We start from the raw sequence: 22,586 nt of genomic DNA on the forward strand, positions 1-22,586 counted from the left end.
GCAGCGCCCGTCGAGGTCGGTACGTGATCAGTAGGTGCGGGTGGGGCGACGCCCGGCGAAGCCACGCCGGTCGCCCTGCGCACCGGTGGCGGCCCGGTCACCGTACGAGCGACGCTCGCCCTGCGGGCGGTCGCCGTAGGTGCGCTCGCCCTGGGGACGGTCGCCGTACGTACGACGTTCGCCCTGGGGCCGGTCGCCGTAAGTGCGCTCACCCTGCGGGCGGTCGCCGTAGGTACGACGCTCGCCCTGGGGACGGTCGCCGTAGGTGCGACGCTCGCCCTGCGGGCGGTCGCCGTAGGTGCGCTCGCCCTGCGGGCGGTCACCGTAGGTACGACGCTCGCCCTGGGGACGGTCGCCGTAGGTGCGCTCACCCTGCGGGCGGTCGCCGTAGGTACGACGCTCGCCCTGCGGGCGGTCGCCGTAGGTGCGACGCTCGCCCTGGGGACGGTCGCCGTAGGTGCGACGCTCGCCCTGCGGGCGGTCGCCGTAACGGCGCTGGCCGTACGAGCGGTCGCCGCCGCCGCTGCGCCGCGGCGCCTCGGCCGGCTCCGGGGGGATCGGGACGCCGCTGGGCTCCCGGGCGCCGGTCACGTCGGCGAGCGCGGTGTCACCGGCGCGGACGCGGAGCTCGGCGGGGGCGACCCCGGCCTTCTCCATCATCGCCAGCGTGGTGCGCCGCTGCTTCGGCAGCGCCAGGGTCGCCACGGCGCCGGACTCGCCGGCCCGTGCGGTACGACCGGCGCGGTGCAGGTAGTCCTTGGGGTCCTTCGGCGGGTCGACGTGCACGACCAGCGAGACGCCGTCGACGTGGATGCCGCGGGCGGCGACGTCGGTGGCGACCAGGACGTTCATGCGCCCTTCCTTGAACTCCGCCAGCGTGCGGGTGCGGACCCGCTGCGTCTTGCCGCCGTGCAGCGCGCCGGCGCGGACACCGACGGCCGCGAGCTGCCCGACGAGGCGGTCGACGCCCATCTGGGTGCGGGCGAACATCATGGTGCGGCCGGAACGGGCGGCCAGCGACGCGACGACGGTGAACTTGTCGTGCGGCGGGACCAGCAGCAGGTGGTGGTCCATCGTGGAGACCGCCGCGGTGGCGGGCGCCGTGGAGTGGGTCACCGGGTCGGTCATGAAGCGCTTGACCAGGGTGTCGACGTCACCGTCGAGGGTGGCGGAGAAGAGCAGGCGCTGGGCGTCGGCCGGGGTCTGCGAGAGCAGTTCGGTGACCTCGGGCAGGAAGCCCATGTCGGCCATCTGGTCGGCCTCGTCCAGGACGGTCACCTCGATGTCGTCGAGGCGGCACACGCCCCGCGAGATCAGGTCACCGAGCCGGCCCGGCGTCGCGACGATGATCTCGACGCCGCGGCGCAGCGCCTCGACCTGACGGTCGTAGGGCACCCCGCCGACAGCGGTCTTGAGGGAGACGCCGACGGCCCGGCCCAGCGGCGCCAGGGCGTCGCTGACCTGCATCGCCAGCTCGCGGGTCGGGACCATGATCAGGGCCCGCGGGTGCAGCGGGCGGGCCCGCTCGCCGATGGAGACCCGGGCCAGCGCCGGCAGGCCGAAGGCGAGGGTCTTGCCCGAGCCGGTCTGGCCGCGGCCGAGGACGTCCCGGCCGGCGAGCGCGTCGGGCAGGGTCGCCCGCTGGATCGGGAACGGGCTGGTGATGCCTTCGCGCTTCAGCGCGCGTACCAGGGTCTGGGGCACGCCGAGGTCGGCGAAGTCGGTGGTGGGCTCGGACGTCACGGCGTCGACGGCGGCATCGGCTTCGATGGTGGCCGGGGCGTCGACCGGCAGGTCGGCCGGGGCGTCAAGGACGGACGGAAACGTGCTGGGGTCAGCAAAGGTGGTCAAGTAATGCCTCTCAAGCGGGGCGCATCTTCGCGATGGCCGCGCAGCATTTTCTCGCCGCTGATCTGCCCGCAAGATCGCCCAGAGGTGCGCGCTTCGGGCGCACCGGGTCAATGATCGGAACCAAGTGTACGGGTAGCGCGCCCCGGCCCGCTCACCTCGGGCACCGGAGTGGGCCGACTCACCATCATTGCGGTGGTTTGCCCGGGTACCGGTGACGACGGGTCATGCGCTGCCGGGGCCGGTCATGCGTTGCCGAAGAGCGCGTCGAGGATGTCACCGGCGGCGAAGACCACGAAGGCGCTGACGCCGACCGCGACCAGCAGCGCCACCGCCAGCACGATCAGGACCTTGGTGTTGTTGCCGCCGCTGGACTCGGGGGTGTCCGGCCAGCCCTGGGCGAGGATGTGGCCGGTCAGCGAGCCGGTGTTCTCCACCGGGTTGGCGGCCGGAAAGCCGGCCTGGAATCCGATCGTGGCGTAGCCGGGGCTGTCGGTGCCGGCGCCGTAGACGGTGCCCTGGTAGGCCGGGTCCGACCCGCCGGCGCGCGGCGCGGGGACCACCGGATGGCTGCCGGTGGCCCGGGCGTCGACCGGCCGGGCGGCGGTGGCCGGTGGCGGCGGGAAGGCCGGCCGGGCGGTGGTGGCCGGTGGGGGCGGGAAGGGCGGCGCGGGCATCGGGCCGGGCGGCGCCGGGGCCGGCGGAACGGGCGGCATCGGGTCCGGCGGGACCGGGACCGGCGGCGCCGGGGGGTCCGGGATCGGGGAGGGGCCGGGCGGAGCCGGCGCCGGGGCCGGCGGCACGGGGTTCGGCGGGGTGGGCGGGGGCTGGCTCGGCTCGGGCTGCCTCGGCCCGGGATCCGGCTCGGCGGGGTGCGGACCCGGCGCGGGCGGCGCCGGAGCCGGCGGACTGGGAGCGGGGCCCGGCTCGGTCGCGGCGGGTGAACCGGCGGAGCGGTAGACCTTGGCGTTGGCCGTGCGGGGCGGCAGGGCCGCCAGCTCCTGGGCGCTGACCGCTTCCCCGCCGGAGACGCTCGCGCTGGCCCGGGCGGGGCTCTGGTCGTCGCCGCCGCCGGCAGCGGGTCGTTGCGCGGGAATGACGGTGGCGCGACCCTGCGATGGCCCCGGCCCGCTGCTGCCCAGGCCGGCCCGGCCCGCGCCGTTCGGTTCGGCACTTCGCCCCGCGCGGTGATCCTCGGGTGCGGCAACCTCTTGTTCGCCCATGGCTTCCTCCGACCGCATAAGCCGACACCCCTGGTGTCTGCTACCGGAGTGTTGAACTCACGGTAGCGACAACCAGGGGTGTCGGCACAGCCGGTACGCCGGCTTTCAGTCTTGCGGTCAGGCCTCGCCGGCGGCGGTGGGTGCCGCCGAGCTGCTCGCCTCCGGTTCGGGGCTCTTGCTCGACTCGCCCGCCGGTGGCGGGCTGGATTCGCCGCCGCCGTCGTCGCCGGGTCCCGGGGTTTCATCCGGGCCGGTGCTCGGGTCGGGGCTCGCCGGCGGGTCGCTCGGCGTCGGGTCGCTCGGTGTCGGGCTCGGCTCCGCCGGGTCGCTCGGTGTCGGGCTCGGCTCCCCCGGGTCGGTGGGTTCCGGGCTCGGCTTGGCCGGCTTGGTCGGATCCGGCTTGGGCTTGACCGGCTTGTCCTTGACCGGCTTCGGCTTGTCCTTCTCGGCCACCGCCCCGAAGATCCGGGTGGCGGCGTAGATCCGGGAGGTGTCCACCGGTGCGATCCGGACCACGTCGCCGAAGGTCGGCGCGTGCACCATCTTGCCCTCGCCGATGTACATCCCGACGTGGTGCACGCTGGTCCACGAGCTGCTCGAGGCGAAGAAGACCAGGTCGCCGGGGAGCAGCGCCGATCGGGCCACCGTGCGGTGCCGGGTGGCGTAGTACTGGTCGGCCGCCACCCGGGGCAGGTTGAAGTAGTCGGCGCCCGCCGTGCGGTACGCCGCCCACATCAGACCCGAGCAGTCGAACGCGTCCGGCCCTTCGGCGGCCCAGACGTACGGGTCACCGAGCTGGGCCAGGGCGTAGCGGACCGCGGCGAGTGCCCGCGGGTGCGCCTCGCCGCCGGCGATGATCACGCCGTTGGAGCCGGGACCGCCGCCGGGAATGCCGGTGGTGGGACCGAAACCCGCCGCCGGGATCGACTGGGCGAGCCGCTGCTGCTCGAGCAGCCGGTTGACCGTCGCCTGCTGGTCCTGGTGCGCCTTTTCGGCCGCGGCGAGTTCCGCGGCGGTGGTCCGCGCCCGTTCCTGGGCGGAGAGCACGCCGGCTTCGGCGGTCTCCACCGCCTTGCGGGCTCGGACGAGTTCCCGGGCTGCGCTGTCGGCGTCGGTGCGGTCGGTCTGACCGCGCTGAACGCGGTTGAGGAGGCTGAGTTTGTACAGGTCGGAGGTGAGGGCGCCGGGCGGGAGCGCGGCGGCCTCCTTGAGGGCGGTGGCAGCAGCGGTGTCGGTCGCCGCCTGGGCGCGGGTCAGCTCCTGCTGCGCGAACTGACGGATCTGCTCCGACTCCAGCACCTGCGCGCGGGCGATGCTGTCGGCCTGCCGTAGCCGGGTGACCTCCTGCCCCAGCCGGAGCAGTTCCTGCTGGGCGAGGGCGACCTTGGTGGTGAGGTCGCCGCCGCCGGCCGGGATTGCCGACACGCCGGGGGTGGCGTTGCCGGCGAGTTCACCGGGCAGCTGGAAGACTCCGTTGGTGACGGGGCGGGCACCGGCGTCGGGCAACCGCACCGCTGCGTTCGCCACCGGGAGGGTGCCGGTCTCCGGCGTTTCCGTGCGGTTGTCGCGCGGTGCCGGATCGGCGTAGCCGGGAGTGACGAGTACGGCGGAGGCGACCGCTCCGATGAGCGCGGCCCAGAGACGGGGACGCAGCACGGGAGAGACCAGTGGCTCCCGTAGGCGGCGATTTTCGGCTTTGGCCAAAAGTGCTCCCCGGGTACAAGGGGTGACGCCGCGCCAGGGGAGACGCGGCGGAGTGACAAGAAAGGCGAGACCAGTGGTGTCGCGCCTCACTTTGTCTACCGCATTGCGCCCCCGATGTCGATCGGTTCAGCAATAACGACGGGTCAGATCACCCAACCGATCGCACAGTGAGAACCCAGTGAAGTATGTCGCTGTCACCGGCCGTCCTCGTCGCCCGCGGGCGAGTCAACGTAGGCTCGCAGGGGATCGCAGGTGGAAGGGACGTGTTGGCATGGACGCCGGACTCAAGCGTGAGCTCGAAGCGAAGGTGTACGCCGGGGAGCGGCTCACCAGGGAAGACGGGGAGGCGCTCTACGCGAGCGACGACCTGACCTGGCTGGGCAAACTCGCTCATCACAAGCGCACCGAGCTCAATGGCGACCGGGTGATGTTCAACGTCAACCGGCACCTCAATCTGACGAACGTCTGCTCCGCCTCGTGCGCGTACTGCTCGTTCCAGCGCAAGCCGGGCGAGAAGGACGCGTACACGATGCGCATCGACGAGGCCGTGCGCAAGGCCAAGGAGATGGAGGACGAGCAGCTCACCGAGCTGCACATCGTCAACGGGCTGCACCCGACGCTGCCCTGGCGCTACTACCCCAAGGTGCTGCGCGAGCTCAAGGCGGCGCTGCCGAACGTCAAGCTCAAGGCGTTCACGGCGACCGAGGTGCAGTGGTTCGAGAAGATCAGTGGCCTGGACGCCTCCGACATCCTCGACGAGCTGATCGACGCCGGGCTGGAGTCGCTCACCGGCGGCGGCGCGGAGATCTTCGACTGGGAGGTCCGCCAGCACATCGTCGACCACGCCTGCCACTGGGAGGACTGGTCGCGCATCCACCGGCTGGCCCACTCCAAGGGGCTCAGGACGCCGGCGACGATGCTCTACGGGCACATCGAGGAGCCGCGGCACCGGGTCGACCACGTGATGCGCCTGCGGGAGCTGCAGGACGAGACCGGCGGCTTCACCGTCTTCATTCCGCTGCGCTACCAGCACGACTTCGTCGACTCCGCCGACGGCAAGATCCGCAATCGGATCCAGGCGCGGACCACGATGGCCTCCCCGGCCGAGTCGCTGAAGACCTTCGCGGTCTCCCGGCTGATGTTCGACAACGTCCCGCACGTGAAGTGCTTCTGGGTCATGCACGGCCTGTCGCTGGCGCAGATGTCGCTGAACTTCGGCGCCGACGACCTGGACGGCTCGGTGGTCGAATACAAGATCACCCACGATGCCGACTCGTACGGCACGCCGAACACCATGCACCGCGACGACCTGCTGCACCTGATCTGGGACGCCGGTTTCCAGCCGGTGGAGCGCGACACCCGCTACAACGTGGTGCGCGAGTACGACAAGGCGCCGTCGCTGGCGGAGCGCCGTTCCGAGCCGCAGCAGGTGTGGTCCTGACGGTGGAGCGGACGTGAGCGAGGCGAAGGGCACCTTCCCCCGCCGTGACGACGAGGGGCGGGTCGTGGCCCTGCCCGACCTGCTCGGCATCACCCTGGCGGGCGTGGTGATCGGCGTGCTGGCGCTGGCCGTCTTCGACCTGGCGGCGGCGAGTTTCGGCGCCGGGCGGTTCGGCGGTGCGAACGGCTGGCTGGCGTTGATCCTGCCGGTCTGGCTCTTCGTCGAGGACTTCCGGGCCTGGCGGTACGGGCCGGCGCGGGTGGTGGCGGCGCTCGTCGCGGCGGCGCTGGGAATGGCCTGCGGGCTGCTGGTCGCCGGGTTCGCGCAGGAGCTGCCGGCGCTGGTCGGCGGCGCTCTCGGCGCGGCGGTCTTCACCGTTGTCTACGCGACGGTCTGGTTCGCCGGCGTGCGGTGGCTCACCAACCGCACGGGCTGAGAATCGGATGAGCCGAATTGCCCGTACGGGCGGCCACGGGTTCGTAGGAATTGCCCTGACGGGCGGGAATGGAGTGCATTCATGAGTTCCGCGATGAAATACACGCTGGGCCGGATCGGCTTGTTCGTGGCGGCGTTCGTGGCGCTCCTGCCCGTCAACATCGACATCTTTCTGAAGCTGATGCTGGCGCTGATCTTCTCCGCCACGCTCTCCTTCTTCTTCCTGCGCGGCCTGCGTGACGAGATGGCCTACGAGATGGCGCAGTCGGCCGAGCGGCGCAAGGCGGAGAAGGAGCGGTTGCGTTCGGCGCTCGCCGGCGAGGACGAGACGGCCGACGGCAGGGACGCCGACGCCCGCTGACGTCCTCCGGTCAGCGGGCCGGCGCGCGGGTCAGCAGTGTTCGGTCTGCACCCGCTGTGCCGCCGGGTCCGCGCCCGCGCCCAGATCGAGCCCGCACCTGATCGCCCCGATCTGCGGGTCGGACCAGCTCAGCAGGGTTCCCTCCGCCGGCGTCCGGTCCGGGCAGGTGACGGTCAGTGGCACGGCGACGCGCTGGAGCGCGACGTACCCGAGGTAGACGCCGTTTTTGACGGGCAGGTCGTCGAGGTACGCGTCGACGCGGTCGAGGCCGGGACTCGGGTAGGTCGGCACCGCGGTGCTCCCGTCCGAGGCGAGACTGTCCATGAGCATTTCTTCGCCGGGTGGCGGAGCCGTCCGCCAGTCGATCCGGGGCACGATCGGGCTGTCGCGGACGAGGCTCGGTTCGACAGAGCCGGTGGCGATGTCGACCCTGCGGACGGTGGTGATCGTGAGGCCGGAGGCGGTCGCCTCGTGCAGTGCGATCGTGCAGCCCGGGGCCGGATCGGGACCGGCGGCGCGGGTCGTCGCGGGCGCGGTCGGGGCGCAGCCGGCGAGGGTGATCAGCAGGGCGGCTGTGGTCCCGGCGGCCCGGCGGTGTCGTGCGTTCATGGGGCGACCTCGTTGCGGGAAATCGCCCGGGAGGGGCGGAGTGCACCTCTCCCGGGCGTCTGGCCGGACGTCGGTCAGCAGTAGCCCTTGGCGACAGCGGCGAGGCTGCCGGAGGGGGCGCTGAGGTCGCAGCGCTGCGCGCCGGTCTCGGGGACCTTGGTGAACGACCGGGCGGTGCCCTTGGAGGCCGCCAACAGCACGCCGCCGGTGCAGTGCCAGTAGGTGTAGTTGCCGGTGACCTGGACGTTGCCGCGGTAGGCGACCAGGTACTTGCCGTGCGGCAGGGTGGCGGTGACCGAGACGCTGGAGCCGGAGGTCGAGGAGCCCGACAACGCCAGCGAGTAGCTGGTGCTGGCGGAGAGTTTGGCGATGACCGTGTTCGCCTCCACTGAGCCGCCGGTGGTGACGGTGACACCGGCGGTCAGGGTCGTCTCCTTGTACGCGGTGAAGTTGGTGCTCAGCGGTGCGCCGGTGCCGTTGTAGTAGCGCTCGGCGTGGGTGATCTTCTTCGGCGTGGCGACGCTGGCAACGGTGTAGAACCGTTCGCCCTGCGTCTCGCAGGGGATGGCCATCGGGGTGATGACGTTGTCGGCGTACGCGGGGGCGGCGGTCGCGAACGCGCCGGTCGCCACGAGCACGGTGGCGGCGGCGAGTCTTCCGGCGGTGGCGAGCCGTCGTCTGCCGGGGCCGGTGGGCTTTCCGATGAGCTGCATGTGGGGGTCTTTTTTCTCGGTGCGCGGGGGATCGCATCGATGGAACCGTTGCGGGACAAGGGATCCCGCCCGATGCAGAGATCATCGTATGCAGATGGATCATCGTCCGCAATGATCTTCGCGGGCCCGCCCCGGTCCCGGGACGGCCGGGTGGGCGGCCCGGGACGCCGCGCCGTGGTGGGCTACCAGTTGGTCGAGCCGGGGACCTTGGGCCACGGCTTGTTCGCCGGCTTGATCAGGTACGCGATGCCGCCCGAGCCGCCGGAGACCCCGCCGGAGGCGTTGATCCGCTTGGTCCGCAGCCAGATCTGCTCGAACTGCTCCCGCGAGTAGACGTGGCGTACCTCGTCGTTGCTCGGTGAGGCCGGGTCGTTGACGATCACGTCGCCCTCGGCGGTGAAGCCGACCACGACGAAGAGGTGCCCGGAGGTGCCGTAGTTGGAGCCGTCCAGTTCGGTGGCGAGGAACGACTGCGAGGTGATCACCGGGATGCCGGCGCGGATGAAGTGCTCCACCTCGTCGAGTGAGTGCAGCCGGGTGACCTTGGCGTCGATGTCGTCGAAGGTCGACGCGTACGCGGTGTTGAAGGGCCAGTTGCCGGCGCCGTCGTAGGCGTGGTCCCAGGTCATCCGGGCGGCGTGGGCGACCTGCGGGTCGGTGTAGCCGGGGGCGACCCAGGCCAGGTCCTCGGCGGAGGGGACGCGGCCGTAGTACTCCAGCACCATCGTCGTCGAGGTCGGGCTGCACCAGACCTGGCCGCCGCCGCCCCACTCGGGGTAGCTGCCCCGGTGGATCATCTGCGAGCGCCGCGGTACCGCCAGCTCCCGGCCCCAGGCGATCCCGCCGCGGCTCGGCGTGACCGTGAACCGGTCCGGCACGTACGAGCTCATCGCGCCGAGCATCCGGACGTAGGGCGACGCGGCGCTGCCGGGGGCCCGGTGGAGGGTCAGGCGCAGCTGGTACGCGGCGAGCAGCACCCCGGCGTCGACGTCGTCGATGGCGAAGGTGTCGGTCCAGATGCTGGAGAAGGCGTCGCCCTGGCGGTTGACGGTGGTGCGGCGGATGTCGTCGTCACCGTCGGCCCAGCGTCCCATCACGAACCAGGGGCTGGTGTCGCCGGTGTTGTAGGTGCCCTGCAGTTCGACCTGGATCCAGGTGCCGGGCGGGGTGTCGGCGTTCCAGGAGGCGACGAGTTCGCTCGCGCCGAAGCCGGCCGGGGTGACCGGGGAGGTCCAGGTGGCGTACTCCCAGGTCGCGGTGGTGCCGGTGTGCGGGTCGGGGTAGTCGACGGTGCCGGCGGGTTCGGCGATCGTCACGCCGGGGCGCCGGCCGGGGACCGCGGTGGTGCCGTCGTGGTGGCCGCGGCGCCAGTCCGGGTAGCGCGACCACTCCTGGAAGCCGATCTGTTCGTCGTGGGCCGAGGGCGGGGCGGCCGCGGCCGGGGCGAGGGCGATGGAGAGGGTGAGCGCGGCGGCGCCGGTGACGGCGACCGCGCGCAGGCAGGGCCTGGTCATGTGAGCTCCACAGGTGACAGGGGGCGAGGCATCGGCTGCTGCCACTATCCTGCTCGGCGCTAACTTTCGCCAGTGGTGAACTATCGGAAAATCTTTTGCGGCGTGATGGTGAAGCTGACATGGAACATATCGGTCGATGTGGATGCGAGGATGGTGAGCGTGCCGGAGTTGTCACCCCCGCGACTCCGGTCCTCCCCTTCCCCCAGGAGGCAGGCATGTCCCGACCCGTACCTCACCGGCGCCGGTTCGTCCCGGTCGCCGCCGCGCTGCTGGGCCTGGCCCTGATCGGCAGCGCCGCCGGCCCGGCCGGCGCCCAGCCGGCCCCGGCCCGCGGTGAGGCCCCCGCCGCCGCGCAGTACCGGGTGCTCGGCCCGAAGACCCTCGACGACCGCAACGCGGTGGCCGCCACCGGCGCCGCCATCGACTACTCCGAGCACGGCGTACTCAACATCTCCGCCACCCGCACGGAGGCCGCCGCGATCCGCAAGCTCGGCTTCCAGCTGGAGGCGGTGCCGGCCGCCCCGGCGGCCGCGCCGCACGACGAGGGCGTCGGCACGATGGACTTCCCGTCGGCGGACTCCCGCTACCACAACTACGCCGAGCTGACCGCCGCGGTGAACAAGGTCGTCGCCGACCACCCGGGCATCGCCCGCAAGATCAGCATCGGTACGTCGTACCAGGGCCGGGACCTGATGGCCGTCAAGATCTCCGACAACGTCGGCACCGACGAGAACGAGCCGGAGATCCTCTTCAACTCGCAGCAGCACGCCCGCGAGCACCTGACCGTGGAGATGGCCATCTATCTGATGAACCTCTTCACCGACAGCTACGGCAGCGACACCCGGGTCACCAACGTCGTCAACAGCCGCGAAATCTGGATCGTGCCGAGCGTCAACCCCGACGGCAGCGAGTACGACATCGCCACCGGCTCCTACCGCTCCTGGCGCAAGAACCGCCAGCCCAACAGCGGCTCGTCGTACATCGGCACCGACCTGAACCGCAACTGGGGCTACAACTTCGGCTGCTGCGGCGGCTCGTCGAGCTCCAAGTCGTCGGACACCTATCGCGGGCCGTCGGCCTTCTCCGCCCCCGAGACCGCGGCGCTGCGCAACTTCGTCAACAGCCGCGTCGTCGGTGGTGTCCAGCAGATCAAGGCCAACATCGACTTCCACACGTACTCGCAGCTGGTGCTCTGGCCGTACGGCTACACCACCGCGAACACCGCCACGGGCATGAACGCCGACCAGTACAACACCTTCGCGACCCTCGGGCAGCAGATGGCGGCGACAAACAACTACACCCCGCAGCAGTCCAGCGATCTGTACATCACCGATGGGAGCAGCATCGACTGGATGTGGGCCACGCACCGGATCTGGGCGTACACCTTCGAGATGTATCCGGGGTCGGCGTCCGGGGGTGGGTTCTACCCGCCGGACGAGGTGATCGCGGCGCAGACGTCGCGGAACAAGAACGCGGTGCTGCTGCTGGCCGAGTACGCGGACTGCGCGTACCGGGTGATCGGCAAGCAGTCGACGTACTGCTGACGGATCCGTAATACCGAGCTGGACCGGGACCCATCCCCCCACATGGGGTCCCGGTCCTTCGGTGTGTCCGGCTCGCTCCGACTCTCAGCGGGGCCGTAGCGCGGTTACGGCGTGGCGGGGCACGGGCGGACTTTGCAGGTGGGCATGCAGGGCAGCGGAAACCCGGGTCACCTCGGCGGAAGCGACAGCGGGCTGGTCCGGCTTGCCGATGAGAGCAAAGACCCGAGGGCCCTGGAACTGCTCGGGCAGCCCGTCAGCGCGGGGCACGATGTGGAAGTGGACGTGCGCAAAACCTTGCTGCTCGGCGAACTGCACGACGTAGGTCTTCGCGCATCCGGTCACCGCGTGCAGTGCGCGGGACAACCGGACCTGCCACGTCCCCAGCGCGGCGGCTTCCTCGTCGGTGAGGTCCGCGATGGTGACGACGTGCCGGCGCGGCACCAGGACGAGCCAGCCGGCGACCGCGGCACCGAACGCGTGGCCAACCCGCCAGTGCTCGTCGGAGGCGATCCAGTTCTCCGGGCGGCGGTTGTTCGTGTCCTCGGCATTCTGCACGCAGGAAAGGCAGGCTGACCGCTCTGACATGACACTCCTCAACGTTGCGGTGTCACCGGGGCGTGAAGGGTAACCCAGGCGCGTTCGTCGGCGGCGCCTCGCGACATGGGTGCCCGTTGATCGGCGTGCGCAGGCTGGTGTCAACGCCGTCATCAGCCCCCCAATGCGCGTGCTCCTGGGGCACAGTTCACCCAACCGTCGACCGCCATGGCGGGTCACCGCAACCCGTCATAGCGATGCTGCCGAGCTCGTGGGCGCTACCGACTCACGTGCCGTGGAGGAAGGACTCGACTTGACGCTGAAGGGCTTCAGGAGCGCTGGGCCATGCCGGGCTCCGCATCACCTCGCGTAGCTTGACCGCCTTTACGTCCCTGGGAGCGTCCTTGCGCAGGCCCACGTGGGCCCAAAGCTGGTCCAGCTCCGTGTACGGCAGGTCCCAGACACTGCCGACGGTCGGCTCAACGGCGCCGGCCGGCTCCTGAGGTGGGACGTGAACCTCCTTGGCGGTGGCGGCAGGGGTGATCTCGATGAGAGTGAGGCCGAACCGATCGACGGCCTCGCGGAGCAGCGCCCGGTGGCTGTCGACGGTCTCATTCGAGGGCGGTTCCCCGTCGAAGAACAGAGTGAGCACCCAGCCGGACTCCCCGGTGGGGGCCAGATCCAGGACGAGACGGGTACCGGGGGTGTCTGCGAAGGAACGGTGAGCCACGCTCTTCGCCGCTGCGGGCCCCTCGCTGCGAGGAGTACCGACGAGCTGAAGCATGCCGAGTAGCTCTTGCAGCTGGTCGGATGTCAGCGTTCCCTGAGAGAGCACCCGGAGCGCGGGCCAGAGCATGAGAGCTTCCCTTCTCTCGATCTTCACGATTGCGGTGTGCGGGACGGGCCAGCACCCGGTCCAAGGTAGATGGGGTTGCTCCATGCGCGCTGCCCGTCGACGTCCTCGACAGTGACCCGACACCAGCCACGCCTGAACATCGCTATCGGCAGGGAGCACTCCGTGAGTGCCTCGCCCTGGATCACCTGTGCACCCGGCAATCGCAGCGTGGTGTGAGAATGACGGCTCGCTGCCCGTGGACGAGTTAGACCAGCTTGCCCGGCTCGTCGACGGCATCTGCTGCACCTATCGGCGGGCGCATGTCCAGCCTGGACCGGGACCTCGCACTCCGCCGGGTCCCGGTCCTTTTGCGTATCCAGGCCTCCTGGCTTTCAGCGCGGTTTCGGGATCTGCCGGTTGAAGCAGGGCTGGAGGGCGCGCACGAGTGTTTCCTTCGCGGGCTTTGGGTCGTCGGTTTCCTGCCAGCGCAGTTCGCGACGGCCCAGCCAGGCGACGACGTCGTCCGTGGTGGCGGTGTGGTCCGGGGTGTCGAAGAGGTGCGCGATCTGGTCGTGCAGCACGGAAGAGCCCCGGTTGCCGGTCAGGTGCTGGCGGAGGCGGCTGCGCAGGTTGCCGGTGTAGCCGACGTAGACGACGCTGCCGGCGTCGAGGACCACGTGCACGCCGGGCGCCGGGGGAGCGTCGGCGGCGGCTTCCATCGTGTACGGCCGCGGGGGCGTGAAGCCATCGAGGAGTTCTTCAAGATCGAGCATCCGGGGAGACTACCGGCGTCCTCAGGCGCGTGTCCCCGTACGGTGCTGGCTCCGCACCCGGTTCCACGCAGACCCTCTACATGATCACCTATGTGGCTTGCTCAGCAGGCGCAAGTGAGCGGCAAGGCTGCGCTTTAGTGGGCGGTCCTGCGGCCGATGGGGAACGAACAGTGGCTTGCCGTGCAACTTCGCATAGGTGGAACCGGCGAGGCTTTCGGAAACGACGAGTTTGCCGTCCCGGTCTATTCCGATCAGGTGTAAATCGAACAGCGCGTGTAGATCCGAGCGGAGAAGTAGGCCGTTGTCAGGACGGTTGGTGTGCGCCCCCTTGTACCCACCGATGTGGGCCGCTTCGAGCACGCCCTCGACTCGTTCACCGGTGACAGCACACTGCCCGTCGTATGCATCGAGCAGGCGACGCCGGAAAGCCGGCTGCCCTTGCCTTAGAACGATGGATCGCAGGGTACGGAGTCGCAGATCTTCGTCAGAGCCGGGCTCGCCGCTCAGAGTGGCCAGCGTGACCTTCTGACTCGTCAGCCAGTCGTCAAGCACCTTGCTGGTGTGCTGGTCGGCTCGGACGGCCGCAGTCCGCGCTACCTGACCGAACATCGACCGTGGGATGGGATCACTAATCAGCCGCTCAGTGGCGGCACGGTCCCAGGCCAGCGAAATGAGCCACCTTTCACCGTCGTGATCCACGTCGACGGCTTGAGCGAGTGCGTAGATGTACTGGTGTGGGTTCGAGGCATAGATCCAGATGGCGTCACCAGGGCGCATCTGGCGGAAACCCGTCGTCAAGAGCCACTGATCAGCCTCGTCGCGCATCCGCCGGATGTGGTGGAGCACAGTCTGCGGCGATACCTCGATGTTTCCTTGCGTGTCGAGGGAGTAGTAGCTCTGTTCGTTCGTGGGATAGATCCAGTGCGTGGCTGGCATATCTCTCCGTCCTACAGGCTTCGGTCTTTGCCTTCGCGCCACGCGATCACGTCGAGGATGCGCAACGCGCTGATCTCCTCCGGAAGCTGAAGCGCATCACGGAGGTGCAGCAGCCGGCGGTGTAGCGCGAGTTTGTCGGCGCGCAGTGCCACGCGAAGCGGTTCCCACTGGTCCTTCGAGGTATCGGTCACGTCACGGATCACGATGTCCCAGATGGGCAGCAGACGCGGCCGCTTCCGCGCCAGCAGCTTGGAGGCAGTGGTCCTGCCGACGCCTGGAATGAGGCGCAGCTTGTCTTCGAGCCGCCATCCCGGCCAGGAGTTGTCGAGTGGTTTGTCCTCGTCGGCCAAGTCGCGGTCGGGGCCCAGTTCCATGAGCAGGGCGGCGAACTCATCGGCGCGGTCCCGTAGCAGCGCACGTACGGCTGTTTTGGGTGCCTCGACGGAGAGGAACTTGACCGCGAGCAGGTCGTCGGCGGTGAACCGCATGGGGTCGCTGTCGGTCGCCCAGGTGTCGAAGTGTGCGCCGTCTGCGCAGCCGGCACCGAGATACGGCGCACCGTAGTAGCGCCTCAACAAGGCGATGGCGGTGGCGTCATCGGATGTCTGGAGCGCCTCGGGCAGCCGGAACGTCATGACTGGAGACCCTGCCAGTGAGAGTCATGACTGTCCATGGACGAACGGGGGGCGCCGGCCCGAAACACGTCGGAATTTCATGTGTCATCGGTCGATGCATGACCGCCCACGCCGCCGACGAGTCAGCGTGACTGGTTCTCTGCGACGAAGACTCCACGTCCAGGGCGTCCGATCAGGATGCCCTGTTTCCGCAGCGTGGCTACTGCGCGATGGATCGTCGACAGCGAGAGGTTGTAGTGGTCGGCGAGCTCGCTCGTGGATGGGATCTGCGAGCCAGGCGGCAGCTCGCCCTCATCGATCCTCCTCACCAGGTCTTCGAGCAGCTCGTTCATCGTCGGCGGAATCGGCACGTCGGGCCCCTTGCGGTTGGTTGGCGCGCCCAGTATCGATCAACCCCTACCTCAGGAGCAAGGAATGCGAGGGGAACGCTAGTAGCCAGATGGTCCAGGGCTAATAGGGAAGCAAGGGTTGACAGAGGTTGAGGGAGTGGCTAGCTTCGATCTCGGCAAGCGGACCTCGTGCGGTTGGTTGGCGCCTTACGCACCGGGTTTGTGTCGCCGGGATCGGTCCACGGCAGGGCGACACAACGGCGTGCCGTTCTGCCGTGGCCATCCATCAGATGCACCCACTAGTTGGTCCTGCTGTCGTACTCGCCGCTGGGCTGCGGTGGCAGGGCCGGGTGGTCCTGCCGGCACCCGCACGGCAGGACCACCCATCCATCTGGCACCTGAACGAGAAAGGCGGAACCGATGCGCAACCTGCTCCGACGGATCTTTCTCCGCTCCGAGGACAACCGGACAGGACCACTCGAAGACCTCGCCCAGCACGCCGACGCCTGGTCACCACACGCCAGCCGGTGGGCCGATAGCGGCCCAGCGGTCGGGCACGTGCCGGCGGCGGACACCCGTAAGCCGCCGCGTCTGCCGCTGTTGCCCTGGCAGGTGCGCCACCGGCGCTTCTCACCGACCCGCTGGGGACGGCGGGGCGTCGACCCGGCGGAGGTGGACGCCTTCCTCCAGCGGATCGCCGACGACCTCACCACCATGTACGCCCAGCTCGCCAACAGCCGCGACGAAACCCTGCGGATCAAGGACGCCCTGCGCGACTGGCAGAGCCGCCAAGCCCGCAACACCTACGAGTACGCACGCCGATGACCGACCCAAACACCCGCTGGGTAATCCACCTCCCCGTCACCGCAGCAGACCTGCCGCGCGCCCGCATCCTCGCCCGTACGGCCGCCCGCGCCCTGTCATTCCTCACCGAACTCGACCCCGGCGAAACAACCGTCTCCGCCGAAGACACCCAGAGCGAACACCACCGCGCCTTCTGCGACCAGCTACTCCCCGGCGGCCGGCGCTGCATCCTCCGCGCCGAACACCTCCACCCCTGCACCGACCGCCCACCCCGCTCACCCCACAACGGCCGCCCGTACGGCACCTCCCGCCGCCGCTGATCCCTACATGCGCTCGCGGACGTCCTGACCTGCCGGTTACATCTTCACCCGGACGCGGATCGCAAGATCAATTTGTCGATGCGGGTAACGCCGACGCCATCGTTGCCCCGCATCTGCGCAGCCACCTGCGTCGAAGGTTTCCACTGGCCAGGCAGGGAGGGAGAAGGCGCGGCAGGCTGGCATTCCTTCCACGGGTCTAGTATCTCCGCGTTGGCAGCGAGGAGGAACCCTGTGGCGCGTGTTCGGTCGTTCGGTCCGTCGAAGCAGAGTGTCAAGGTGCATCCAACAGAGGTGGATTGCGAATACGTTGTCATCAACAACGGGTCACAACGTTTACTGCATCTGAGCACGTTCGGCAGTGATGACCGCGAGAGTGAAAGAAAATCGAGCCAGAGTCTGCAGCTGGATTTGAAGGCGGCCCTTAGCCTCATGGAGATTCTCGAGCGAGCTTTTCCGGACCTCAGGCACCGCTGATTGCGCTGGAAATGGGTACGTCTGCCGGCAGTTCCTCAGCGGGAAGCCGTCCGCCTCCCCTGAATCGGGCGGTCTCATCCCAGATGAAGAGGATGCCGAGAGCATCCACGAAGCCCGAGGTGGCCGTTCGGAGAGAGTTGCACAGGCGTGGGCTGCGTTATCGGACCAACCACCCGGGGTTGCCGGGAAGGCCCGACATCGCCTTCACGAAGGTGCGTCTGGCCGTGTTCGTTGACGGCTGCTTCTGGCACCGCTGTCCGGAACATGGGGTGCTGCCAAAGAATAACCGTGAGTGGTGGCAAGCGAAGTTGCAGCGCAATGTCGAGCGTGACCGGGAGAAGGACGCCGCACTAGTGGCGCTCAACTGGCACGTCTGCCACTTCTGGGAGCACGAGAATCCAGAGCGCGTCGCGGACGAGATCTCGCGCCTGTGGCGAGCCTTGCGGTACGGAGGCAGTGCCTGAAGCAGCATTCAGGGGTGTCGTGTGACATCCTGGTCCCGCTGCTGGAGCGCTGATGGAGGTGGGCCGACATGCCAGACAAGGCTTGGTTCGAGGTGGCCCCGTCGGCCGCGCGCCTGACCAGCTCGTTGCGGGACATCGGTTACGACTTCCCCACCGCGGTCGCGGATGTGGTCGACAACAGCGTTGCTGCTGGAGCGACCCGGGTGGAAATCATGATGGAGTTCGCCGGATCCAAGTCCCGGGTGTACATCGCCGACGACGGTCACGGCATGTCGCCGGGAGCACTGCTGGAGGGTCTTCGGCTCGGCACCCGTCGTTCATACGGGCAGGGTGAACTCGGTCGCTACGGTCTCGGGCTCAAAACCGCCTCGCTATCCCAGTGCAGGTCCGTCGGCGTGATCTCCCGGAGCAATCCGGAGGTGGTGCGGACGGCCGCCCGCGTCCTCGATCTGGACGTGGTGGAGGAGTGGGACCAGTGGGTGGTCGTCGATCCGGGGGCGGATCCGGACGTGGCCCGAGCCAAGCAGTGGCTGGCGGAGGGGACCGGCACTGTTGTCCTGTGGCGGAACCTCGACCGCGTGCTGCCCGAGAAGCGGCCCGAGGGCGGTTGGGCGCGGCGCCGACTCGAAGCGTTGGCGACAAAGACGGCCGAACACCTCGGGATTGTCTTCCACCGCTTCCTTGAAGGGCTGGAAGGCGGAACCCCGCTGGTGATAACGGTCAACGGGCAGAAAGTGAAGCCCTGGAACCCGTTCGCGCCCGATGAGGAAGCCTGCACGGAGTTGCCGTCGCAGCGTTTCGAGGTCGCTATTGGCGAGGTGTCCGGCCACGTCGGTCTCCGTCGATTCATACTTCCTTCACGTGACCGTTTCTCGAATTCGAGTGAATTCGAACGGTTGTCCGGTCCGCTCAACTGGAACCGTCAGCAGGGGCTTTACGTGTACCGGGCGAACCGTCTGGTGCAGTGGGGCGGCTGGAGCGGCATCCGGGGCATTGACGAGCACACCAAGTTGGCGCGTGCGGCGATCGACTTCAGCACCGATCTCGACACGGCGTTCAACATCAACGTGGCGAAGATGAAGGTGTCTCTTCCTCCGCAACTCCGTCAGATGATCGAGGCGCCGGTCAACGAGCTCTGCATCTACGCCAACGACGCCTACCGGCGCGGTGCCCGCACCAAGCCCAAACCGGTTCCCGGAAACCTGGATGCCGCCCCTGATGTCCGCGCTGCGGCCCAGGCGGTGTCGACGGCAGGGTTGGCGCTCCGCGCTGCGGCCATGCAGGCCGGCGAGTGGGAAGCATGGCAGCGGATCGCTGCCCTGCTGCGCCGCGAAGCGCCGGAAATTGCGGAGTCGCTGCGGCTCAACGACTGAGCAGCTCGACGGCGATTCAGAAGAGCCGCAGCGGGTCCGCCCGCGATTCGACGCAGAGCTTCTGCAGCGGGCAGGCATTGCATGCGGGTTCGGTGGTGCGGCACAGCGAATTGGCCAGCTCCACTAGGCCCAGGTGGGCGCTGCGGGCGTTGCTGTCCGCGCCGATCATCCGGGCGATTTCGAGCCGTCCGTCAGTGAGTCGGTTCCGCCGGTTGACAGGGTCCCCGCTGAATCGGGCGGCCACCCGAAGTACGCCCTTGGTGACCAGCACAGGTTCCTCGGAACCGCTGTCACCCTCAGCGGGAACAACCAGGATCGCGAGGTCGGCGACGGACTCCGTCAAGCCGGGCACCTTACGCAGGGCGTCGTCATCCAGCAGTACCTCGGGAGTCTCGGCGAGCCGGCCCGCCAGTTCAAGGATCATCCCCGCCCGTTGTGGCCGGGACGCCCATTTGCTGATCTCCACCAGTTCGTTCTCGGCGAGAACCGTGTCCTGTGGCATTCGCCAGCGTGCCAGTAGGGGCCAGATCAGGCGGGCGACCTCAGCGGGTGCGCGGTCCAGCAGCAGCTCGGCCTGGATCACCTGCCAGCGGGCGGTCGCACGCAGCCAGGGGATGCCGCGGACGGCGCCGCTCTCGAACCACCCGGCAAGAACACCTGCCACATCCTGGGTCGTGGTCGTGGCAGGAACTGGCTCGTCCAACGACTTGCGCACGGCGGCCGCCAGGTGTTCCCCCAGCAATGGCGGTACGGCGTTGCCGATCTGACGGAACGCCGCCGAGGGAGGGCCCGCGAAGCGGAACCAGTCGGGGAAGGTCTGCAACCGTGCGGCCTCGCGAACGGTGATGGTGCGGTTCTGGCGTGGGTGGATGTACCAGTACCCGTCCTTGGCGATGTGCGCGGTGATCGTCCTGGAGAGGTTGTTCTCGTCGAGACGCTTGTACTTGTCGTCGAAGATGTCGTCCCGGTACCGCTTCACCTCGTCCGGCAGGTCGCTGTACCGCGTGTTGTGGTCCATGGCCTCGAAGGCCCGGGCGTCGTCCTCGCGTACGGGCCGGGTGACGTGGTCGAAGACCTTGTGCTCGTCGCCGGCGGGCACGGCCTTGCGCATGCGCCGTTGGAAGTCGCTGGCGGGGCCGTCGTAATCGCTCCAGCCCTCAGCGCCATTGGCAGGGCGCCATCCGCCCTCCACCGGCGGAAGGTCGCCGATGGCGTTCCAGACTGTCACCCGGTCCGGCTGCTCCTGAGGCCAGGTGAACTGGACGTTGTCCCGCAACGCCACAAGGATGAGCCGCTGGCGGAACTGCGGAACCCCGTAGCGGAAGGTCTCCACCAGGCGTTCCTCGACCGAATAGCCCATCGATTCCAGCTCGTGGACCATCGTCCGGAGAATGAACATCTCCTTGTCGAGGGCCATGTCCGGCACGTTTTCCATGAGAACCGCCTGCGGGCGCGCGATCCGCGCGATCTCCAGGTACGAACGCCAAAGGTCCCGTCGCTCGTCGTACGGGTCACGCAGGCCCTCACGGACGCGGTGCCGGATCTTCGATCGCCCGGCCTTGGAGAAGGGCTGGCAGGGCGGACCGCCGGCCAGCAACTCGATGCCGGCGGCCTTCATCAGCTCGCCGACCTGCCGTACGCGGTCCGGGTCACCCAGGTCCCAGTCGACGCTGAGGCCCGGGTGGTGGTGGCGGTGCGTTTCCACCGCTTCCGCGTCGTGGTCGACGGCGAGCACGACCTTGTAGCCGGCCGCGTCCAGGCCGAGGCTCAGACCGCCCGCACCGCTGAACAGATCAGCGGCAAGTCGTTCGCCTCTGTCGTGCAGTTTCGCGGCGAGATCCAGCAGTTCCTCCGGCTCCGTGCACGCCTCGGGGTGCGGCGCGAGCCGGACGAACGGGCCGCGGACCAGCTTGACTCCGTAGCCGCGGCGGCGGGCAGGGGCGGCAGGCTGGATTTCACTGGTCACGGTGGGAGGTTACCGGCCGACGCCCGGCGGTCCGTAGCCCACCGCTGTCGACACGTGCCCAACCGTTGGTGCAGCCTCCCGCCCTGTTGACCTGAGCTGGAGTCATCCGTGCGGGCCGAAATGCGTACCGACAGAAACACGACCCGCCCTCGTTTTCCATTGGCAAGCAGCCAGGGCCGTTGTACCGTCCGACCAAGAACCCCTGCACTTCCCCGACCGTGCGGCACCGCCCAGGTTTCTGCACCAACTGGAGCCCACTGTCTTGAGCTACGACATCGCCAATCCCGATCCGGCGGGCACCATTACCTCGCTCAGGTCGCTGGGTTACAGCATCGAGGCGGCCATCGCCGACCTGATCGACAACAGCCTTTCAGCCGGCGCCCGGCGCATCGACGTCTTCTTCACCTGGGCCGGATCGGACTCCTGGGTAGCCGTGGTGGACGACGGATGTGGCATGACCACCCGGGGATTGATCAGCGCCATGACCGTGGCGGCCCGTGGCTCGTACGACGCCCGTGCCTCCGAAGACCTCGGCCGTTTCGGGATGGGACTGAAGAGCGCGTCGTTCTCCCAGGCGGGAAGACTGACCGTGGGCACGCGGCACGCGAGCAGCGCCGAGGACGCGGTCCGGACCTGGGACCTCTCCGTCGTCGCCGAGACGGGCGAGTGGCGGCTGCTGCACGGCGCCGACGAGGACACCGTCCGGGTGCTCAAGGACCTCAGACCGGAGGGCGGGCCCGGGACGGCGGTGGTCTGGAGGGACCTGCACCGTTTCGTTGCCGACGGCGTGACCTCCGACGACGTCTCGGCGCAGAAGCAGTTCTACGGGGAGGCGACCCGGGTCGAGGAGCACCTGGGCATGGTCTTCGCGCGGTTCCTCGCCGGGCGGAACCGGGTGACGATGACCGTCAACGAGGTCGCGGTCAAGGCCTGGGACCCCTTTCTCGGCAACCACCCGTCGGTTCAGCGGTTGCCCGTCGAGCACCTGCCCGTCGGCGGCCACATCATCCGCATCGAGCCGTTCATCCTGCCGCATCCGAAGAAGCTCGACGCCGAGCAGCAGAAACAGGCGGCCGGGCCGGGCGGCTTGCTGGACCAGCAGGGCTTCTACGTGTACCGCAGGGACCGGCTGATCATGGCCGGCGACTGGCTGGGCATCCGTGGCTTCCGGCGGGACGAGAGATACAACCTCGCCCGCATCGTCGTGGAGGTGCCGGCCGAGGCGGACGCGGACTGGGCCATCGACGTCCGAAAGTCGACGGCTGTTCCGCCGGTCGCGATCCGGCGGCATCTGACGCGCATCGGCACCGCCGCCCGCAGCAGAGCCGCCGAGGTGCTCAGCCACCGGGGCCGGATCGCCGCGCGCGAGCGCGGCGCCGAGTTTGTCTACGCCTGGCGGGTCGAGAAGCGGGACGGCGGCATCCGCTGCCGGATCAACCGGGACCATCCGCTCGTGCGTGAGGTGCTGCAGGGCGGTCCGGACGCGGTTGTCGACGCGCGGGCCCTGATCCGGTTGCTCGAGGAGACCGTGCCGGTCGCCGCGCTCCGGATCCTGCATGACGGTGACGCGACGGATGACCCGGAGCCGTTCCTCGACGCGCCGTCCAAGGAGGTCAACGAGGTGGCGAACCGGGTCTACGCCGCCTTCGTCAACCAGGGCAGTACGCCTCGGGAGGCGAAGGAACGTCTCGCCGCGTCGCCTCCCTTCGACCGGTTCGACGGCTTCTGGCGTCACAGCTGATCGAGCCCAT

At 69.2% G+C, this 22,586-nt stretch carries 21 protein-coding genes and 1 pseudogene; 9 read left to right on the forward strand and 13 right to left on the reverse strand.

Annotation, left to right across the window (positions count from 1 at the left end; genetic code table 11):
• Positions 1-27 precede the first annotated feature (27 nt).
• From ACK8GG_RS01610 to ACK8GG_RS01620, 3 genes are all read right to left on the reverse strand, one after another.
• Complete coding sequence (locus ACK8GG_RS01610) at positions 28-1,851, reverse strand: DEAD/DEAH box helicase (protein ID WP_440355344.1); 1,824 nt, start codon at positions 1,849-1,851, stop codon at positions 28-30.
• Positions 1,852-2,093: 242 nt separating this feature from the next.
• A complete protein-coding gene (locus ACK8GG_RS01615) occupies positions 2,094-3,071 on the reverse strand; it encodes a hypothetical protein (protein ID WP_440355345.1) in 978 nt (325 codons plus the stop codon).
• 117 nt (positions 3,072-3,188) lie between these two features.
• Positions 3,189-4,727, reverse strand: coding sequence for a C40 family peptidase (locus ACK8GG_RS01620; RefSeq protein WP_440355346.1), 1,539 nt, complete (start codon positions 4,725-4,727; stop codon positions 3,189-3,191).
• A 319-nt stretch (positions 4,728-5,046) separates the two neighbouring features.
• Between ACK8GG_RS01620 and mqnE the strand changes: the two genes are divergently transcribed.
• The 3 genes from mqnE (at position 5,047) to ACK8GG_RS01635 (ending at position 7,012) form a co-directional block, all read left to right on the forward strand.
• Positions 5,047-6,216: an aminofutalosine synthase MqnE gene (mqnE, locus tag ACK8GG_RS01625; RefSeq protein WP_440348613.1), complete on the forward strand. Its 1,170-nt coding sequence runs from the start codon at positions 5,047-5,049 to the stop codon at positions 6,214-6,216.
• Between the two features lie 13 nt (positions 6,217-6,229).
• Complete coding sequence (locus ACK8GG_RS01630; RefSeq protein WP_440348612.1) at positions 6,230-6,652, forward strand: hypothetical protein; 423 nt, start codon at positions 6,230-6,232, stop codon at positions 6,650-6,652.
• Between the two features lie 81 nt (positions 6,653-6,733).
• The gene (locus ACK8GG_RS01635; RefSeq protein WP_440355347.1) at positions 6,734-7,012 is read left to right on the forward strand and encodes a DUF4229 domain-containing protein; all 279 of its coding nucleotides are present in this window, start codon (positions 6,734-6,736) and stop codon (positions 7,010-7,012) included.
• A 30-nt stretch (positions 7,013-7,042) separates the two neighbouring features.
• Here the strand turns inward: ACK8GG_RS01635 and ACK8GG_RS01640 are convergent, their stop codons facing one another.
• The 3 genes from ACK8GG_RS01640 to ACK8GG_RS01650 form a co-directional block, all read right to left on the reverse strand.
• Positions 7,043-7,621: a hypothetical protein gene (locus ACK8GG_RS01640; RefSeq protein WP_440354361.1), complete on the reverse strand. Its 579-nt coding sequence runs from the start codon at positions 7,619-7,621 to the stop codon at positions 7,043-7,045.
• 74 nt (positions 7,622-7,695) lie between these two features.
• Positions 7,696-8,334, reverse strand: coding sequence for a hypothetical protein (locus ACK8GG_RS01645; protein ID WP_440354360.1), 639 nt, complete (start codon positions 8,332-8,334; stop codon positions 7,696-7,698).
• A 182-nt stretch (positions 8,335-8,516) separates the two neighbouring features.
• Positions 8,517-9,848, reverse strand: a complete 1,332-nt coding sequence (locus tag ACK8GG_RS01650; protein WP_440355348.1) for a C39 family peptidase — start codon at positions 9,846-9,848, stop codon at positions 8,517-8,519.
• A 215-nt stretch (positions 9,849-10,063) separates the two neighbouring features.
• On the opposite strand from ACK8GG_RS01650, the pseudogene ACK8GG_RS01655 reads away from it, so the two are divergent.
• Positions 10,064-11,389, forward strand: a pseudogene (locus ACK8GG_RS01655) (M14 family metallopeptidase); the annotation flags it as partial.
• 87 nt (positions 11,390-11,476) lie between these two features.
• Here the strand turns inward: ACK8GG_RS01655 and ACK8GG_RS01660 are convergent.
• The 6 genes from ACK8GG_RS01660 to ACK8GG_RS01685 form a co-directional block, all read right to left on the reverse strand.
• Complete coding sequence (locus tag ACK8GG_RS01660; protein WP_440355349.1) at positions 11,477-11,947, reverse strand: HIT family protein; 471 nt, start codon at positions 11,945-11,947, stop codon at positions 11,477-11,479.
• A gap of 265 nt (positions 11,948-12,212) precedes the next feature.
• Positions 12,213-12,809 carry a hypothetical protein gene (locus ACK8GG_RS01665; RefSeq protein WP_440355350.1) on the reverse strand — a complete coding sequence of 199 codons (597 nt, stop codon included), beginning with the start codon at positions 12,807-12,809 and terminating at the stop codon, positions 12,213-12,215.
• Between the two features lie 344 nt (positions 12,810-13,153).
• Positions 13,154-13,534, reverse strand: a complete 381-nt coding sequence (locus ACK8GG_RS01670) for a GIY-YIG nuclease family protein (RefSeq protein ID WP_440355351.1) — start codon at positions 13,532-13,534, stop codon at positions 13,154-13,156.
• Between the two features lie 84 nt (positions 13,535-13,618).
• Positions 13,619-14,470, reverse strand: coding sequence for an HNH endonuclease (locus ACK8GG_RS01675; RefSeq protein WP_440355352.1), 852 nt, complete (start codon positions 14,468-14,470; stop codon positions 13,619-13,621).
• Positions 14,471-14,481: 11 nt separating this feature from the next.
• Positions 14,482-15,105, reverse strand: a complete 624-nt coding sequence (locus ACK8GG_RS01680; protein ID WP_440354353.1) for a DUF6308 family protein — start codon at positions 15,103-15,105, stop codon at positions 14,482-14,484.
• 122 nt (positions 15,106-15,227) lie between these two features.
• The gene (locus ACK8GG_RS01685) at positions 15,228-15,455 is read right to left on the reverse strand and encodes a winged helix-turn-helix domain-containing protein (RefSeq protein WP_440354352.1); all 228 of its coding nucleotides are present in this window, start codon (positions 15,453-15,455) and stop codon (positions 15,228-15,230) included.
• 399 nt (positions 15,456-15,854) lie between these two features.
• Between ACK8GG_RS01685 and ACK8GG_RS01690 the strand changes: the two genes are divergently transcribed.
• The 4 genes from ACK8GG_RS01690 to ACK8GG_RS01705 all read left to right on the forward strand — a co-directional run bounded on the left by ACK8GG_RS01690 (position 15,855) and on the right by ACK8GG_RS01705 (position 18,869).
• On the forward strand, positions 15,855-16,259 hold the full coding sequence (locus tag ACK8GG_RS01690) for a DivIVA domain-containing protein (RefSeq protein WP_440355353.1): 405 nt from the start codon (positions 15,855-15,857) through the stop codon (positions 16,257-16,259).
• A complete protein-coding gene (locus ACK8GG_RS01695) occupies positions 16,256-16,558 on the forward strand; it encodes a hypothetical protein (RefSeq protein ID WP_440355354.1) in 303 nt (100 codons plus the stop codon). The genes ACK8GG_RS01690 and ACK8GG_RS01695 overlap by 4 nt, the downstream gene beginning before the upstream one ends.
• Positions 16,559-17,115: 557 nt before the next feature.
• Positions 17,116-17,496, forward strand: a complete 381-nt coding sequence (locus ACK8GG_RS01700; protein ID WP_440355355.1) for a very short patch repair endonuclease — start codon at positions 17,116-17,118, stop codon at positions 17,494-17,496.
• Positions 17,497-17,564: 68 nt separating this feature from the next.
• Positions 17,565-18,869 carry an ATP-binding protein gene (locus ACK8GG_RS01705; protein ID WP_440355356.1) on the forward strand — a complete coding sequence of 435 codons (1,305 nt, stop codon included), beginning with the start codon at positions 17,565-17,567 and terminating at the stop codon, positions 18,867-18,869.
• Between the two features lie 16 nt (positions 18,870-18,885).
• Here the strand turns inward: ACK8GG_RS01705 and ACK8GG_RS01710 are convergent, their stop codons facing one another.
• Entirely contained in the window at positions 18,886-20,835 is a 1,950-nt protein-coding gene (locus tag ACK8GG_RS01710; RefSeq protein WP_440355357.1) for a DNA cytosine methyltransferase, read from the reverse strand.
• A gap of 262 nt (positions 20,836-21,097) precedes the next feature.
• Between ACK8GG_RS01710 and ACK8GG_RS01715 the strand changes: the two genes are divergently transcribed.
• The gene (locus ACK8GG_RS01715; protein ID WP_440355358.1) at positions 21,098-22,576 is read left to right on the forward strand and encodes an ATP-binding protein; all 1,479 of its coding nucleotides are present in this window, start codon (positions 21,098-21,100) and stop codon (positions 22,574-22,576) included.
• Positions 22,577-22,586: the final 10 nt, after the last annotated feature.

This window comes from Melissospora conviva, assembly GCF_049523535.1.
GTDB lineage: Bacteria > Actinomycetota > Actinomycetes > Mycobacteriales > Micromonosporaceae > Melissospora > Melissospora conviva.